Annotated in this window: 16 protein-coding genes; 5 read left to right on the forward strand and 11 right to left on the reverse strand. The window is 43.7% G+C overall.

The features are described 5' to 3' along the window. The first annotated feature begins 265 nt into the window (after positions 1-265). Entirely contained in the window at positions 266-1,228 is a 963-nt protein-coding gene (locus tag MNR06_RS13975) for an HNH endonuclease signature motif containing protein (protein WP_243536980.1), read from the forward strand. A 357-nt stretch (positions 1,229-1,585) separates the two neighbouring features. Here the strand turns inward: MNR06_RS13975 and MNR06_RS13980 are convergent, their stop codons facing one another. Beyond that, positions 1,586-2,455, reverse strand: coding sequence for a hypothetical protein (locus MNR06_RS13980; RefSeq protein WP_243540806.1), 870 nt, complete (start codon positions 2,453-2,455; stop codon positions 1,586-1,588). 40 nt (positions 2,456-2,495) lie between these two features. On the opposite strand from MNR06_RS13980, the gene MNR06_RS13985 reads away from it, so the two are divergent. From MNR06_RS13985 to MNR06_RS13995, 3 genes are read left to right on the forward strand one after another with little or no spacing between them, the layout of a single operon-like run. Beyond that, positions 2,496-3,191, forward strand: a complete 696-nt coding sequence (locus tag MNR06_RS13985; protein WP_243540807.1) for an SUMF1/EgtB/PvdO family nonheme iron enzyme — start codon at positions 2,496-2,498, stop codon at positions 3,189-3,191. A gap of 40 nt (positions 3,192-3,231) precedes the next feature. Further along, entirely contained in the window at positions 3,232-3,591 is a 360-nt protein-coding gene (locus MNR06_RS13990; RefSeq protein ID WP_243536981.1) for a CidA/LrgA family protein, read from the forward strand. Further along, a complete protein-coding gene (locus MNR06_RS13995) occupies positions 3,584-4,264 on the forward strand; it encodes an LrgB family protein (protein WP_243536982.1) in 681 nt (226 codons plus the stop codon). The genes MNR06_RS13990 and MNR06_RS13995 overlap by 8 nt, the downstream gene beginning before the upstream one ends. On the opposite strand, the gene hemH is transcribed toward MNR06_RS13995, so the two are convergent. Genes hemH through MNR06_RS14040 form a run of 9 tightly spaced genes read right to left on the reverse strand, consistent with a single transcriptional unit; the run spans position 4,218 to position 14,037 of the window. Further along, on the reverse strand, positions 4,218-5,261 hold the full coding sequence (gene hemH / locus MNR06_RS14000; RefSeq protein ID WP_243536983.1) for a ferrochelatase: 1,044 nt from the start codon (positions 5,259-5,261) through the stop codon (positions 4,218-4,220). The two genes, MNR06_RS13995 and hemH, sit on opposite strands and share 47 nt — an antisense overlap. Then, complete coding sequence (locus MNR06_RS14005) at positions 5,254-6,468, reverse strand: protoporphyrinogen/coproporphyrinogen oxidase (RefSeq protein ID WP_243536984.1); 1,215 nt, start codon at positions 6,466-6,468, stop codon at positions 5,254-5,256. The genes hemH and MNR06_RS14005 overlap by 8 nt, the downstream gene beginning before the upstream one ends. Beyond that, positions 6,465-7,811 carry an oxygen-independent coproporphyrinogen III oxidase gene (hemN, locus tag MNR06_RS14010; protein ID WP_243536985.1) on the reverse strand — a complete coding sequence of 449 codons (1,347 nt, stop codon included), beginning with the start codon at positions 7,809-7,811 and terminating at the stop codon, positions 6,465-6,467. The genes MNR06_RS14005 and hemN overlap by 4 nt, the downstream gene beginning before the upstream one ends. Beyond that, positions 7,811-8,830, reverse strand: a complete 1,020-nt coding sequence (locus MNR06_RS14015; RefSeq protein ID WP_243536986.1) for a uroporphyrinogen decarboxylase family protein — start codon at positions 8,828-8,830, stop codon at positions 7,811-7,813. The genes hemN and MNR06_RS14015 overlap by 1 nt, the downstream gene beginning before the upstream one ends. Continuing rightward, positions 8,827-9,501, reverse strand: coding sequence for a response regulator transcription factor (locus MNR06_RS14020; protein WP_243536987.1), 675 nt, complete (start codon positions 9,499-9,501; stop codon positions 8,827-8,829). The genes MNR06_RS14015 and MNR06_RS14020 overlap by 4 nt, the downstream gene beginning before the upstream one ends. Next, on the reverse strand, positions 9,498-10,370 hold the full coding sequence (locus MNR06_RS14025; RefSeq protein ID WP_243536988.1) for a sensor histidine kinase: 873 nt from the start codon (positions 10,368-10,370) through the stop codon (positions 9,498-9,500). The genes MNR06_RS14020 and MNR06_RS14025 overlap by 4 nt, the downstream gene beginning before the upstream one ends. Positions 10,371-10,373: 3 nt before the next feature. Then, a complete protein-coding gene (gene hemL, locus MNR06_RS14030; RefSeq protein ID WP_243536989.1) occupies positions 10,374-11,654 on the reverse strand; it encodes a glutamate-1-semialdehyde 2,1-aminomutase in 1,281 nt (426 codons plus the stop codon). Continuing rightward, positions 11,642-13,147 (reverse strand): hydroxymethylbilane synthase, encoded by a 1,506-nt coding sequence (gene hemC, locus MNR06_RS14035; RefSeq protein WP_243536990.1) that lies wholly within the window; start codon positions 13,145-13,147, stop codon positions 11,642-11,644. Before hemC ends, hemL begins: the two co-directional genes overlap by 13 nt. Then, positions 13,138-14,037, reverse strand: coding sequence for a Rossmann-fold NAD(P)-binding domain-containing protein (locus tag MNR06_RS14040; protein WP_243536991.1), 900 nt, complete (start codon positions 14,035-14,037; stop codon positions 13,138-13,140). Before MNR06_RS14040 ends, hemC begins: the two co-directional genes overlap by 10 nt. 101 nt (positions 14,038-14,138) lie before the next feature. Here MNR06_RS14040 and hemB point away from each other — a divergent pair, with 101 nt between their 5' ends. Further along, positions 14,139-15,125: a porphobilinogen synthase gene (gene hemB / locus MNR06_RS14045; protein WP_243536992.1), complete on the forward strand. Its 987-nt coding sequence runs from the start codon at positions 14,139-14,141 to the stop codon at positions 15,123-15,125. 112 nt (positions 15,126-15,237) lie between these two features. Here hemB and MNR06_RS14050 read toward each other — a convergent pair whose 3' ends face one another. Next, positions 15,238-15,378 carry a hypothetical protein gene (locus MNR06_RS14050; RefSeq protein ID WP_243536993.1) on the reverse strand — a complete coding sequence of 47 codons (141 nt, stop codon included), beginning with the start codon at positions 15,376-15,378 and terminating at the stop codon, positions 15,238-15,240. Positions 15,379-15,529 lie beyond the last annotated feature (151 nt).

Genomic DNA, 15,529 nt, shown 5'->3' on the forward strand with positions numbered 1-15,529 from the left:
GTTTTCCTTCTTACCACCGTATCGGTTGCTAGGTATGTCATAACTGAATTGTCATGTGTGAATTTGTTGACGAGTTTTTTGTCTCGTTAAAATTCGATTTGCTAATCTGCCTTTGTCGGTTTTATGAAAAATGTCTCGTTGATTGAAATTCACTCAGCTATGAGTCGCTTAAAGCGTTTGATAAGCTAGGCTTTTAGCGTTGGCGTTCGCCTGAAAAAAGAGATCAAAAATCTCGTGTTATACCTTATTCAACGCGGAGGTTTTCATGGATTCTCTATCACTTTTATCAAATAAAGAGCTGGAATTGCGACTGAAAGATTTAGTTCAAAAGGAAAGAAAGCTTTTACATGTGATCTTAGAACATATCCGTGAAATCGATGTTCGTAGGCTTTATCTCGAAAAAGCTTATTCCTCTATTTATGAATACCTTACTAAGGAGCTGGGATACTCGGGTTCAGCGGCCATGCGCCGACTTGAAGCTGCTCGACTGCTTCGGGAAGTTCCGCAGGTGGCGGACCGCATTCAAGAAGGTTCATTGAATCTTTCGCAGATAGGCGAGCTTTCCCGCGCAATAAAAGAAAAAGAGAAGGTGAGTGGCGTTAAAGTTTCCGTTCTGCAAAAGCAAGAGTTGGTGGATCAGGTGTCGGGTTTAACCGCTGGTGAAACTCAGAAAGAGGTGACTCGTGTTTTAGATCTCCCGGTCAAAGAGTTTGACACTAAGAAAGTTCAACAGGATGAGTCGGTTCGTCTTGGAATCACTTTGTCTAAAGAGCAATACGAAAAGCTTCTTCAATGTAAAGATCTAGCCGCGCACATCTTGTTACAGGATTCTGGATCGGTCTCTTTAACTGATGTTATTGAATTTTTGGCTGATCAATATTTGGATAAAAAATTTAAGCCAGGAAAAAAGAAAAAAGAATCAGTGAATTTAAACACTGTTGCCGAGGAAAGCAAAGATTCCAGAGATGCAATAGTTACCACCGATGCGGTGGTGGAAAGAAAATCGGTTACTACGAAGCTTCGTCGTATGGTTCTTCAGCGGGATAAATGTTGTCAGTATGTGGATTTGAAGACGGGGCGGAAGTGCAAAAGTTCATTTGCTCTGCAGGTTGATCATAAAACTTCTAAGTGGGCCGGGGGAGTAAATAGTTTGGCGAATTTGCAATTACTCTGCTCGCAGCATAACCGTGAAAAGTATAAAAAGGAGTTGAATGTGCGTTATAGATGAGCAGATCTTTCTCGGAATAGAGAATAGAGAATAGAGAATAGAGAATAGAGAATAGAGAATAGAGAATAGAGAATAGAGAATAGATGCTAAATATTTATTGGATTATTAAATCCAAACTCTCCGCTTATCTTTCACACAAGTTGCGGTTTAAATTTTTCGAACTTCAGTAGCATTGTTGCTGCTCCGTCATTCTGCGCTAGACTTTTGACTGATAAACGAAATTTCTGAAGGCCAGATTTTCGTTCGCGACCCTTGATAGAAATCATAATCATCCGACAAATTTAATGAAGGAATTTCAGTTATTAAACAAAAAATGGTTAAGGATCGATTGATGAACATCGCACACCGCTTATTAATTCATATAGCAATGATTCTATTGCTAGTGTCGTGTTCATCTGGTGATGACGGTGATATTCTTTCGTCAACAGCTCCTAAAAGTCCAGGCCAAGTAACTCCGACTCCGCAAGCTCCGCAGGAAAATCCTGAAGCTCCAATTCCAGCGCCAGTTCCAGTTCCTGCACCTGTGCCTTCGCCGGAAAATCCGTTGCCTGATGATCCAGCTCCTGCGCCTTCACCAGAACCAAATCCAGAGCCATCACCGGCACCAACACCAGCGCCTGTTCCTGAACCTACACCTTCTCCAATTCCCAATCCGGAACCGACACCATCTCCTGTGCCGGCACCAACTCCATCGCCAATTCCGGAACCTACTCCGTCACCGGTGCCAGTTCCAGAGCCCACGCCTTCTCCAGTTCCTTCACCGGAGCCTGCTCCAACACCAGCACCTGAGCCTTGGCCTATTCCAAATCCAATTCCTCTTCCTGAGCCAGAGCCAGCACCGTCGCCGGTGCCAATGCCTCCGCCAGCTCCTGTTCCGGAACCGACGCCGTCGCCAGTTCCGATGCCGCCTCCTACTCCTAGTCCTACTCCTGCGCCAGAACCTACGCCTGCACCGACGCCAACGCCGGAGCCAGCTCCAGTGCCTGCGCCCACGCCTTCACCAGATCCAAAACCAGAACCGACTCCAGCTCCGGAGCCAGCGCCTACTCCTGCGCCTACTCCGACACCAGAGCCAACTCCAACTCCGACACCAGCGCCGGAACCAATTCCAGTGCCTGTGCCTGAGCCGGTTCCAACTCCAACACCGACTCCAGAACCAGTTCCCACGCCGCAACCGCCACCAGTTGCGACTTGCCCTGCAAACTTCGAGTTCGTAGCAGCAAACACAACTCTTGGAACAAGCGCGTTCTGTATTGCAAAATTTGAAATGAAAAAAAGCGATTCGGGTCTAGCCGTTTCTACTCCGAATCGCAAACCTTGGCTTGCGGATAAAACAACCGCGGCAGCAGCATGCGCAAATGTGGGTTATCGTCTTCCGACAAACAGCGAATGGAACGCTGTTGCGCTTGAAATCTTTAGCACCACAGCTAACTGGGATACTAAAAAAGAAACCTTGATCACAGGTTATTATTCCGGTTGGGAAGAACCTATTGAAGTGACCGACGAAAGCGATCCTTATAATGGCGTTGGCCAACAAAAAGGTTCTGAAAAACGTACATTCACTTTAGCAAGCGGCAAAATTATTTGGGACTTCGGCGGAAACGCGTGGGAGTGGGTGAGTGACACCATCTACGGAAACTCCTACACGCCAGATTTATCTTCGAACTACGCGCGCACTTATCACAATAACAATTGGGATATGGCTCCGGGGTCAAAACAACTTTTCGACTTCACAGGCATGACTTCTGTCGATAAAAAAGACGTCTACATGGGGCAATTCTTCGGTGGTAGCACAGGAAAAGTCATTCGTGGCGGAGCCGTGTGCATGCACGGCAAAGGCTTCACTGGAATTTTTGCAGCGAACATCGGCGATATCACAGCTAATGAAATGCAAGCCCCCGCTTCATGGAGCCTAAACACGAACAACGTCGGCTTCCGCTGCGTGGTTCCTGTTCAAAAGTAAATCCATTGCCGAAACAACCCGAAAAAGCTAAAGTCAGTCCGTGATTTTAGCTTTATTGATTTTAATTTTTTTCCAACTGATGGGTGAAGGCACCGTTCGCCTTCTTAATCTTTTTATTCCAGGCCCCGTGCTAGGAATGGTTTATTTCTTCATAGCACTCCTCTTATTCCCGCAACTTAAAGAAAAAGTAGAATCATTGAGTCGTTTCATGAATAAACATTTAGCTTTATTCTTCGTCCCTGCAGGCGTGGGCATCATCGAGTACTTCGATCTATTCACTAAATTCGGTGTCGCGATGGTCCTTACCTTGGTCATCAGCACAACAATCACTCTTGCGGTGACAGCTTGGTTTTTTAACATCCTTTTGCACGGAAAAAACAAGGGCCAAACCCATGATTGAGCTCTTTTCAATTATCATCACTTTTGGTTTTTACCTGCTTGCAAGAAAGATCAGCGAAAAAGGAAACAACAATCCGTTCCTAAGCCCGCCAGTTCTAGCCATGTTTGCGATCGTCATCACACTGCTAACTTTAAATATTCCATACCAAGAATATTTTAAAAGCGTGCGCCCAATTCACTTTATGCTAGGACCGGCAACCGTAGGATTCGCACTACCTCTTTACAATCAGCTCACAAAACTAAAAAGAGTCCTAGTGCCTCTCATGCTGGCGCTTTTTGTAGGATCATTCGCAGGAATCTTTGCCGCTGTTTTCGTCGGCCACGCATTTGGCTTAAATCACGACATCCTATTATCGCTAGCACCGAAGTCCGTAACCACTCCCATCGCCATGGGGATATCAGAAAAAATCGGTGGAGCACCAGCCTTAGCCACAGTTTTCGTCATGATTACAGGAATCGTCGGCGCTATCGTCGCAGGTTCAGTCATGCGCATAACGAAGGTACAAGACCCATTAGTAAAGGGATTCGCCATGGGACTTTCCGCCCACGGTCTTGGAACTTTCAGAGCTTTTCAAATCAGTGAATTAGCTGGAGCCTTCGCAGGACTTGCGATGGCCCTGAACGGTCTTATGACAGCGATTTTAATTCCGCTTCTTTTGTTTTTGATCCCTTAATCAGACTAGCGAAATTCGCCGTCCACTCTGGATCCGCATTCAAGCACGGGATTAAGAAGTAATTTTCCCCGCCATGCTCTTGGAATTGTTCTTTCCCGCCTATGCCGATTTCTTCTAAAGTCTCTAAGCAATCAGCGACAAACGATGGGCAAATCACAGCGATATTCTTTTTACCTTCTTTAGCAAGCTTTTCAAGAATGCTATCTGTAGAAGGTTTCAACCATTCCGCACGACCTAGGCGAGATTGAAATGCCAAAGTCCATTGGGAAGACTGTAAACCCAGGCGCTTAGCAATTGTTCCCGCCGTAGCAAAACACTGCGCGCGATAACAATTTTTCGCACAAGCGTTCTTCTGAACACAGCAGTCCGGGGTAACCAAACAGCCTTCAACCTGCTTAATTTGTTCTTCAGGAAGCCCGTGAAAAGAAAATAAATAATGATCGACCGACTGACCTGTCAAAGACTCGTTCATCATGCGCACAGAAGGATCAATAAAGGCGTTATCATCAAAGAACGGAGGCAACACCTCAAAATCAAAAGAAATCTTCAAATGCTTTGCAACTCTTCGAACTTCTTTAACAGTCGATCCAGTTGTGGCTTCAGCGTACTGCGGATAAAGGGGAACAATCAAAACTCGCTCAACACCAGCAGCTTTAAAATCTTTTAAGGCATTATCGATAGAAGGATCAGAATAGCGCATGCCGATCTTAACCAAATAATCAGAACCAAGTTGTTCCTGCAATTTTTCAGAAAACCTTTGAGTATAAACTGTCAGCGGAGAACCCTCACCCTCAAGCCAGATTTTTTTATAATTCCCAGCAGAATAGGGCGCACGACGAGGAACAATGATTCCATGAACAAGAGGCCAACGAAATACGAACGGCAGCTTAATGATATCCGGATCCATCAGAAACGTATTTAAATAATTCTTAACGTCACTGACAGAATAAGATTTAGGGCTGCCGATATTAGAAAGAAGAACACCTGTTTTAGCCATGTTTTTTCCGAATAATTTCTGCAAGCATTTGGCTGCGTTCTAGAATTTTACTTAAACCGATTCCACCAAGATAATTGCCATGCAAATAAAGATTCTTAGGTAAATTTGCATCGCGAAGATCAGCCAAGGCGCCTTCAAGATTTAAATCGTAGTAAGGCAAACCTAAAGGCCAACGATTTATTTTATAACCTAAAATCTGATCTTGAAGACCCAGAACCTTTTCACGTTCCGCACGAATCAAATTTAGCAATTCTGCATCTGAAAGGTTCAACAGATCTTCCTGATCATGGCCACCCATTATCCAAGTTTCATTATAAGTTTTATCGCGCTTTTCAAAGATATATGAATTCATCAAGATTCCCAGGGTCTTTAAACCATAGCCTCGAGGAATCAAACAGCCAAATCCCTTAAACTGAGCCTGAGCTTTGTCGAAAAACACCGTCACACTCATAAGGGAACTCATCTTAATTTTGGCAAGCACCGCTGATAAACGCGGATGAACTTCACGAGTCAAAGCCGCAGCACCCGAAGCGGAAGTCGCAACCACCACAGGACCAGTAAGATCGTTCAAGTTCACTTCACTATTAAGATGAATATTGACGCCAGCTTCTCTGATTTTCTGCTCAAGCTTATCAACCAACCCTTGCATGCCAGAAGAACTGGTTAGAAGTCCCTTATACTTGCTGCGTTTACGATTCCCAAACAAAGGACCCAAAATTAAGGCAGAACTTAATCCAGAAATATCATTGGCATATATTCCCTGCATCGCGGGGCCCAAAAGAAACCTTGTTGCCGAAGAACCTAAATGAGCCTCGCCCCAAGTTTGCAAAGTCTGATTTCTTTGAGGTTTTAATTTCTTCTTAGCAAAAAGCAGCTTCGGCACCACTTTAAAAAGTGTTGTCACACTTTCAACAAAAGTTAATGGCCAAGAACGTGGATGCTCGCGAAAGAAAAATCTTTTCTTAGAAGACTCTAACGGCAGACTTGGCGTTAAGCCTAATTCTGTAAAAAGGGCATCCGCCATATCCGTACGAATAAGCGCATTAGCAGCCTTTTCTGCAATCCCAAACTCAGTGTTATCAGTTCCAAGCAATCCGCCCAAGCGATCCGATCTTTCGTAAAGATCCACTTGAAATCCCGCCTGCGCTAAACGCAAAGAGACTGTCATACCCGCAAAACCTGCTCCGATAACACTGACTTTTTTCATATAGACTGAGAGAAAATCTTTGTTTGAGGTTGTTTGCTTTTTAATCTTTCATCAAAGAACACACAAGCATTACGCAAAAACGGTCGGCCTGATTCATTGACGATCAATTTATGATCTCGAACTTCAACTAAAGAGTCTTTAATCATTTCAGCTAAAAACTCTTTAGATTTAGATTCTTGTTCGTTATCAACAAAAGAAACCTCAAATTCAGTCATAAGTTTTAAGATTTGCTCACGACGAACTTGATCTTCTTGAGTCAAAACATGCCCACGCAATGTCGGAAGACGACCTTCATTTAAAGTCGCTTCATACAACGGCAAAACCTTTTCATTTTGATGGAAGCTATAAGGAGTTTCAGAAATAGAAGAAACACCCAAGCCCAACAAAACATCCGTGCGATGATCCGTGTAGCCCATAAAGTTACGGTGCAAACGCTTTTCATTCATCGCAATACAAAGATTGTCTGTCGGAAGAGCAAAGTGATCCATGCCCACTTCAACGTAACCTGCCTCTAATAAAATACCGCGAGCAATTTCATAAAGTTCACGCTTTTCAGCAGACTTAGGAAGATCTTCATCCTTGAACAAACGTTGAGCCGGTTTAATCCAAGGAACTAAAGCAAAGCTATAAAGCGCAATGCGATCGGGACGAAGTTGCACAGTTGCTTTTGCAGTGTCAGCAAAAGATTCTGCTGTCTGCTTCGCTAAACCATAAATCAAGTCGAAGTTCACAGAAGTGTAGCCAAGATCACGAGCAGCTTGGGTTAAGTTTGCAGTGATATCAAAAGGCTGAATACGATTTACTAAGCGCTGAACTTCAGGATTGAAATCCTGCACACCCATACTTACACGGGTGAAGCCCATTTCACGCAAAGCTTTTAATTGCTCAGGCGTCGTACGACGCGGATCCACTTCAATCGATCCTTCAAAGTCATTCATATCCACTTTCACGCGAGACATGATTGGTTTTAAAAGATCAATCAAAGTCTCAGCAGAAAGGAACGTCGGTGTCCCGCCACCCAAATGGATGTGCTTTAAAGGTTTCGTTAGAAGCTCAGGAACTTTCTCAATATAAAGTTCCCATTCTTTTAAGATCATCCCCACATACGGAGATTCTTTTTTATGATCCTTAGTAATGATCGTATTGCAACCGCAGAACGTGCAAAGCGATTCACAGAATGGAATGTGCAAATATAAAGACCAAGATCCTGACGTCTCTTGCAAAGTCGCACGCAAATGCTGCACCCACTGATCTTGAGTAGGATTTGTTTCCCAATAGGGAACTGTTGGATAAGACGTATAGCGCGGAGCTGGTACGTCGTATTTAGCTAATAGATCTTTCATTACGAAAGCTCCTTACGGACAGTGTCCACGAAGAGTTTCACATTTTTTTCAGGAGTCTTTGGTAAAACCCCATGACCAAGACCACAAACCCAACCAGCACGTTGAGCTGGAGTCATTTCTTTCATCGGAGCTAAGAACGTGTCCAAAGCTTTCTTAAAGTCAGCATCATCTAAGAACAACAAGCTTTGATCGAAGTTCCCTTGAACAAAACCTTTATTCTGAACCGCAAAAGAATCTGGAATATAACAACGGTGATCAAAACCTTGTCCCGCCCAAGGAAGACTTACGAATTCCTTATTAAAGAACACAGGTTGAGTCCCTTTAGAGTAGTATCCAATCTTACCAGGATAATCTTGCGCAATCTTCGCAAGGACCGGCTGAATAAATTCTTTAAAGAATAGCGGGGATACTTCACCCGCCGCCGTATCAAACACCATCACAACCTCAGCACCACCTTCGAATTGCAATTTGATGTTTTCTTTTAAAAGCGGATACATTTTTTCTAAGAACTTAGGGAAAAGATTGATCAAAGTTTTAGATTGGATCAAAGAGCCAGCGTGGGAGCCTTCAACCGCGTAAACAAATAAAGTCCAAGGACCGCCAACAAAGCCAATCAAGCTTTTATTTGAAGGCAATACGGCACGAGTCGCCATCATCGCTTCTTTTTGGAAACCCATGAATTCAACAGCTTTATCAACAGGACCCAAGTTTCCAATAGTTTCAGGATTTAATTTAAAACTCAATTGTGGGCCATGATCTGTATAAGCCAAGCCCATTCCCAAAGCTTCAAGCGGGAAAAGGATATCGCTAAATAGAATCGACACATCAAAATCAAACTCAGCCACAGGTCCCAATGCTACTTGAGCTGCTAATTCAGGTTTTTTACAAAGATCTTCAAAAGAATTCTGTGCTCGCAAACCTTGATAGTGTTTGTGGTAACGACCAGCTTGACGCATGAACCAGATCGGGGGTACAGCTTGCGGAGTTCTTTGTAGAGCGTTTTTAAATAATGGATTCATATCGTTTCCTCCGTAGACCACTGGTAGCCAACACCACGAACAGAGCGAATGTGTTTTTCTCCGTCGTCGCCAAGAAGCTGGCGTAAGCGCACAATAATATTATCAATAGTTCGATGACTTGGGTTCTTATCAACGCCCCAGATTTCATTCATGATTTCATCACGACTTAAGATACGCGGGGACTTTTCAATTAATAGCTGCAAGATCTTCATGTCAGTCACAGGCGGGTACTCAATTTGACCCGATTTCTTTTTGACAGACATGTTAGTGAAGTTAACCACGCAGTCTTGCAGTTCAATTTCACGAGTCGGAGCGTGGGATTCTAAAACGTGCTTCACACGAATCAAAAGCTCTTTTAAGTGAAATGGTTTTGGAATATATTCAACCGCACCTAACTCAAAACCAGTAAGGCGGGACTCAGCGTCGGCTTGCGCAGTAAGGAACAAAAATAGGACCGGAGAGATTTGTTTAATCTTATTCGCTAATTCAAAGCCACTGCCATCTGGTAGGCCCACGTCTAAGATTAATAAGTCCGTATCTTTGTTTTTAGTAAATTCAGTCCAAGCCTCAGTTAAGCTTTTAGCCCAAGTGACTTGGTATTCTTTTTTAAGTCGATCGGTCAGGGTTTCACCTAATGACAAATCATCTTCAACTAAAAGAATTTTTCTCATGGCAGGCGGCCCTCCACTAAAAGAATAGAGGTAAAGCCCGTGCTGCCGTTAGATTCAAAAGAAATATCACCCTTCATCTTTTCTAAAAGACGTTTGGTGATTAAAAGACCAATGCCATTGCTGCGAGTGTCGCGGGATTTCAAAATTTCAGATCCAAGTTTTCCCAAAGGGCCTTTAAATCCTAAACCGTCATCTTGGATTCTTAATTCCAAGCGGTTAGCACCAGAAGTGCTGACTTTAATACGTACATTCTGCGCTTTGCCGTGCAAAACGGAGTTTTGCAGAAGGTTTTTAAGAATGCTTAAAAGCGCACGACGGTCACCGCGAATGAAAGCCTCTTTTTCAAGTTCTAAAGAAAGCTCTTGGAACTCGTTACGTAGACTTGAAAGAAGACCGCTTAAAGAAACTTCTTCTAGTAAAAGCTCACCACTTTCGAGATTCGCCAACAACAAAGAATTCTCTAACTGCAGATCTAGCCGTTGAATGTCTTGTATCAAGCGCTTCATCACGGGATTCGCCACAGTTTGATCTTCTTCCAAAACCTCGGCCTGCAGGCGAAGTCTTGCAATGGAAGTCTTAATGTCATGACTGAAAGTAGAAAAGAAGAAGCGCAGACGTTCATGGCGCTTTTGATCACGGTAAGTAAAGATCACTAAAGCCGTACCACCAAACAAGATAGCCGCAAGTAAAATTGAGCCTTCCCAAGCAAACATGCGATGAGAGGTTTTAAGTTCTTCAAGGCTGACATTGTCAGGATTAAGCCGAACTAAGAAAAACACCCACCACCAAGCCACAAGCGAAAACGTAAAGACGAACCAGATGATCGCTAACGCCGTTTTCACATGGGGTTTAAGGTGTTTCTTATACATTCTTTATTCCGCCGCAGAAATAATGATGTGAGCTGCTTCTTCTAACAATTCATCAGAGTGCGCCCAAGACACAAATCCCACTTCATAAGCGTTTGGAGCCAGGTAAACACCTTTATCCAATGCTTTTAAGAAAAGACCTTTGAAAGTGCCACCTTGGTTTGCAGGGATTTGTGCAATCGAACGAATTGGCGCTGGCGTTTTGCCATGAATCCAGAATAAAGAAGCCACTTGGCTTACTTGCAGGTCAGAACCTTTCTTCGCTAAACCATCACGCAAAGTTTGCGCGAATTTTTCAGTACGTTTATTTAAAAGATTCCAACCGTCTAGGCGCTGCATTTTTTTAAGAGTCGTAAGACCCGCACGCATACCCACAGGATTCGCACTTAATGTACCAGCTTGGTAAACATCACCACTTGGCGCAACCATGTTCATCAATTCAGCTTTACCGCCGTAGCAACCCACAGGGAAACCACCACCGATGATTTTACCGTAAGTCACTAAATCTGGAGTAATTCCGGTTTCAGCAACCATGCCGCCAAGACCTACGCGGAATCCAGAGATCACTTCATCATAAATCAATAAGCTGCCGTTCTTTTTGCAAAGCTCAGCCACTTTTTTAAGGAACTCTGGACGTTGCACTAAAAGACCGTAGTTTGCTGGCAACGGTTCAATGATCACAGCGGCGATGTCTTTACCTTGGGCTGCAAACACAGCCTCTAAAGCCGCTTCATCATCCAAAGGTGATACAACTGTTTGCGCTGCTACTTCAGCAGGGATACCTGCACTAGAAGACGCCGCAGTTCCGGCTAAGCCGCTACCAGCTTTTACTAACAAGTTATCAACGTGACCATGATAGCAGCCTTCAAATTTTAAAATTTTATTACGGCCCGTTGCCGCGCGAGCCACGCGCAAAGCACTCATCACAGCTTCAGTACCAGAAGATACGAAACGAAGCTTTTGCATGAACGGTAAAGTCGTCGTGATCCATTCAGCCAATTCCAAAGAATAAACTTCAGTCGCACCGAATGTCCAAGCTGTGTCCACCATGCGATGAACTTCTTCTTTCACTTCAGGATCCAAGTGACCCAAAATTAAAGGTCCAAAGCTTTGGCAGAAATCGATATATTTTTTATCTTCAACCGAAGTTAAAAATGCACCTTCAGCTTTGGTAAAGAAAACAGGCGCACGGTCTAAACCTTTAAAAGAACGAACCGGAGAATGAACTCCACCCGGAGTGATTTTTAAAGCGCGTTGAAATAATTCTTCCGAGGTTACTTTGTGCATTGTTTTCTCCAGTCGTCTTGATCCAAGAAAATATTTAAGCGTTTTGGATCAAATGCATTTTTCTTTTCCATATAGGCGCGGATTACTTTGTAAGTGTTCCCTGGCCCACAGGCGTGATGTTTATTTAAAATCTCAGGAGCTTCCTGCATGGCTTGCAAGAACTGACTCCCGCTGCTCCAGAAGAAACTTTCTTTTCCAGTAAAGGAATTTAAAACTCCTTGGGGCTTTAAGCTATAAGTAGCAACTAAAGGCATAACACCCGCATCTCTTTCAAAACCTTCTTCGTGGGAAAGTTTCGCCCAAGCTAAAGAGTTGCCAGCAAGGATATCCATGCGAGCATCTTCTTGTTCCCCTAAGCTTTCAGAGCAGCCGTGAACCCATATACCTTTTTGCGCAAGGCTTTTCCATGTTTTAAGCCCCGCAGTCCAAACAAAACCAGCAAAGTTTAATCCTTCTGGCCACGCTTCACTGCGCGCGACATAAAGAGCGGAAGTTCCTGCAGGAATCTTCACATTCTCCAAAGGAACGCGGTCTGCTTTCACGTCAGAAGACCACAATTGGTTTGCAACAAAGGTAGAAGGGGAATCGCCGGCTAAATCACGTTTTTCAAGGACAACCCCTTGATCAGTCAGGCCTTTTAATATCGTGATTTCGCCATAAGAACGATGAAGAACAGCAACGCCGATCTTCTGGTGGCAACCACCACCAAAGCTAGAAAGAATATCACGTTCTTTTTGCGCACAATCAAAAGTACTTTGATCATGAATCGCTGAAAGCAGCTGAGCTAAATCAGAACGCCCTTTGGTAATTTCAACCGCCAAAGCACCTTGAGCTGCCGCATTTGGATTTACGTTTAAAGGTAAAACCATCCAAGTAAGCTCTTGAAGGTAACCCCGTAATAATCCACGAACTTCATTAAACTCGTCAGCCTCTGCAGTCAAAAGACGATCTAAGGCTGCTTTCGCCACAATCAAGCCATCTGTTTCAGTGCTTTCAAGAAGCTTACGAATGCGCGTCGGAATATTTCCACGCACACTTTCAAACTTTACAGACTCTAAGCCAAACGGCAGATGATTTTTGAAAAACTCAGTCAGGTTGTATTCACGACGGGGTGAAGAGCTGAACACGCGTAATGCACGCGCCGCTTTGATTTTTTCAAAATGCGATTTTTTAAGAAGTAAAAGATCCCGTTGGTCCGCGCGAGGTAAAGTCGCAGCAATGACAGTGTCATCTTTAAACTCAGTCGGAAGATCCTTCCAAGAATGCACAACCATATCTGTTTCACCACGAATCAATTCACCATAAAAGTCTTCCGTGAAAACTCCCTTTTCAGGAATTTTCCATAGAGGTTCCGTTAGGTTTTTATCACCCAAGGATTCTTTGAAACGGTATTCGATTTCAAGATTCTGATGTTTTTTTTTAAGAGCGTCTCCAACCATGTAGGCCTGAAGACGGGCCAAGTCACTTTTCCTTGCGGAAATTTTTAAGCGCATATGTCGTCCCACCCAAGTGGACGAAGCTCCGTTCTTTGCATGAAGGCTAATGCCTTCTCTAGTAGAATCGCTTTCAGGGCAGAGATCTTTGTGGCCGTATCTTTTTTCATTTCTTCGATCTCTGCAAAGAATTGGTGCAGTCCCATGACTTGCACATTCGGAAATTGTTCTGCAACTAGTGAAGGAAGATTGTTCTCTTCACCACGTAGGTCATAAATCGCTAAAGGACGGTTGTCCTGTTTATTCATGAGTTCCAAAATGCGGGCATCAGTTAAAGGGGCTGCGATCACCATCGCTTCGCCGTGTATGTAAGCTTGATTGTAAGTAGAAATGCTCAAGTTGTTGTACTTCTCTGCAAACGCTTGAAGTTTTGCAGGTTCACGACAGACGATTTGCATCGACTTTTTATGAGCCAGCCATGGAAGGATTTCCAAAGCCAATTGACCAGAACCACAAAGGGTCACTGAATCATAATCTTTAGTATAACGGCGTAACAGACTGCCGTAGCTTTGTGAACCTAAGCCCACCAGATGTTCAGAACGAGTTTTTTTGACTTCAGCGAAAATGAAGTTCAACCATTTCTGGTGGTCACCAAAAAGGGTATCGCCAAGTTGTTTTCGGGAATCAACGAACGCCTTAAACTGACCGAAGACTTCCGTTTCACCAACGATGGGTGAATGCAGGCCACATAGAATCTCAAGCAAAAGACCCAACGCATTTTCGCCACGAAGAATGATGTCATCTTTTTCAATAACATCACCAATCGTGTTCAGTTCCATCTCTGTGCAAAAAAGAATCTGGCGTAAACACGTTTTCCAGACTGCTGTATCTTGCAGAGACTCGCTGAAGTTTCTATTGGATTTTCTGTGAACGAGAAGTATATCTTCCATGTACAGATAGGTTTATCACTAAACTTTCAATAAAGTGTCATTGAATTGTCATGCTTGTAATGTTGATAATGCTTATTAATTAAGCGACAAGCGGAGGTATTATGAAGCTCACCCAACGCCCACGAAGAAATCGCAAAACTGAAGCCCTGCGACAAATGGTTGCAGAGACAGATTTGAGAGTCTCTCAGCTCGTTCTGCCTTTATTTCTTTGTGAGGGAAAAGGGGAGCGCCAAGTCATCAATTCTATGCCAGGCATCTTCCGAATGAGCCCTGACATTTTGTTGGAAGAGGTTGGTAAAGCGGTTCAATTGGGGATTAAAACCTTCGACCTTTTTCCGGCTCTTTCTGAGACACTGAAAGATTCTTACGGTAAGGAATCGTTAAACCGCAACGGATTGTTGCCTACCACATTGAAAATGATTCGCGATAAGTACCCGGAAGTGACATTGATTTCTGACGTGGCACTGGATCCATATTCTTCAGACGGTCACGATGGCGTCGTAAAAAACGGCCAAATTCTAAATGATGAAACAGTTGAGATCTTAGCAAAGATGTCGATCGTTCATGCTGAAGCAGGTGCTGATATCGTGTCACCATCAGACATGATGGACGGCAGAGTCGGTGCGATTCGTGATGCCCTTGATGAATCAGGATTCACCAACACCGGCATTCTTTCTTATTCCGCAAAATACGCTTCAAGCTTTTACGGTCCATTCCGCGAGGCTTTAGATTCAGCACCAAAATTTGGTGATAAGAAAACTTATCAAATGGATTTTCGCAATGCCCGTGAAGCGCTAAGAGAAATTGAACTTGATGAGATGGAAGGTGCTGACATGGTAATGGTAAAACCAGCGCTAAGTTACCTTGATATCATCAGTCTGGTAAAATCCCACACTCACTTGCCGGTCGCAGCTTACAATGTCAGTGGTGAGTACGGGCTTATCAAAGCAGGCGCCAAAGCTGGGATTATTGATGAAACCCGCGCGATGGTTGAAACACTTTATTCCATCCGCCGTGCAGGTGCTGATGTGATCTTCACCTACTTCGCATTACCAATGGCAGAATGGCTTCGTAAAAACGATCGATGAAAACGACCCATCCGACTGCGTTGTGCGGTCTTTTACTTTTCTCCGGCGTAGCGCTGCCTCCGTTTCGTAAAAGATCCTCCGCGCTTTGTTGCTGAACCATTTTGATCGATCTTTAATTGAAAAGGCTTGCCGATTGCGCAAGCCTTTTTGCTTTTTGAGAGTAATGAAAACTTCGTACTGAGGCTTCAATACTTTTTTCCGTCATTTCTTTGATCTGTTTTCCAAGCTCTTCACAGTGTTTTTTTAAAGTCATAAATTCCTCCGATAAATCTAGTTTCGGCTTAGAATATTGAGAGAAAGTGGAACCTTGTATGAGCTTGGATTAGCTAACCTAATTCATTGAAATCTTTAAATAATCCTTAATCTCAATAAGGATCATTAAGTCTTTCTGTCTTAAATTAAAT

It is taken from the genome of Bdellovibrio reynosensis (assembly GCF_022814725.1).
Taxonomy (GTDB): domain Bacteria; phylum Bdellovibrionota; class Bdellovibrionia; order Bdellovibrionales; family Bdellovibrionaceae; genus Bdellovibrio; species Bdellovibrio reynosensis.

Bases quoted from the DNA above. Each gene is read 5' to 3' on its own strand.
- MNR06_RS13975 (WP_243536980.1), top strand. From the start codon at position 266: ATGGATTCTCTATCACTTTTATCAAATAAAGAGCTGGAATTGCGACTG.
- MNR06_RS13985 (WP_243540807.1), top strand. From the start codon at position 2,496: ATGAAAAAAAGCGATTCGGGTCTAGCCGTTTCTACTCCGAATCGCAAA.
- MNR06_RS13995 (WP_243536982.1), top strand. From the start codon at position 3,584: ATGATTGAGCTCTTTTCAATTATCATCACTTTTGGTTTTTACCTGCTT.
- hemH (WP_243536983.1), bottom strand. From the start codon at position 5,261: ATGGCTAAAACAGGTGTTCTTCTTTCTAATATCGGCAGCCCTAAATCT.
- MNR06_RS14005 (WP_243536984.1), bottom strand. From the start codon at position 6,468: ATGAAAAAAGTCAGTGTTATCGGAGCAGGTTTTGCGGGTATGACAGTC.
- hemN (WP_243536985.1), bottom strand. From the start codon at position 7,811: ATGAAAGATCTATTAGCTAAATACGACGTACCAGCTCCGCGCTATACG.
- MNR06_RS14015 (WP_243536986.1), bottom strand. From the start codon at position 8,830: ATGAATCCATTATTTAAAAACGCTCTACAAAGAACTCCGCAAGCTGTA.
- MNR06_RS14020 (WP_243536987.1), bottom strand. From the start codon at position 9,501: ATGAGAAAAATTCTTTTAGTTGAAGATGATTTGTCATTAGGTGAAACC.
- MNR06_RS14025 (WP_243536988.1), bottom strand. From the start codon at position 10,370: ATGTATAAGAAACACCTTAAACCCCATGTGAAAACGGCGTTAGCGATC.
- hemL (WP_243536989.1), bottom strand. From the start codon at position 11,654: ATGCACAAAGTAACCTCGGAAGAATTATTTCAACGCGCTTTAAAAATC.
- hemC (WP_243536990.1), bottom strand. From the start codon at position 13,147: ATGCGCTTAAAAATTTCCGCAAGGAAAAGTGACTTGGCCCGTCTTCAG.
- MNR06_RS14040 (WP_243536991.1), bottom strand. From the start codon at position 14,037: ATGGAAGATATACTTCTCGTTCACAGAAAATCCAATAGAAACTTCAGC.
- hemB (WP_243536992.1), top strand. From the start codon at position 14,139: ATGAAGCTCACCCAACGCCCACGAAGAAATCGCAAAACTGAAGCCCTG.
- MNR06_RS14050 (WP_243536993.1), bottom strand. From the start codon at position 15,378: ATGACTTTAAAAAAACACTGTGAAGAGCTTGGAAAACAGATCAAAGAA.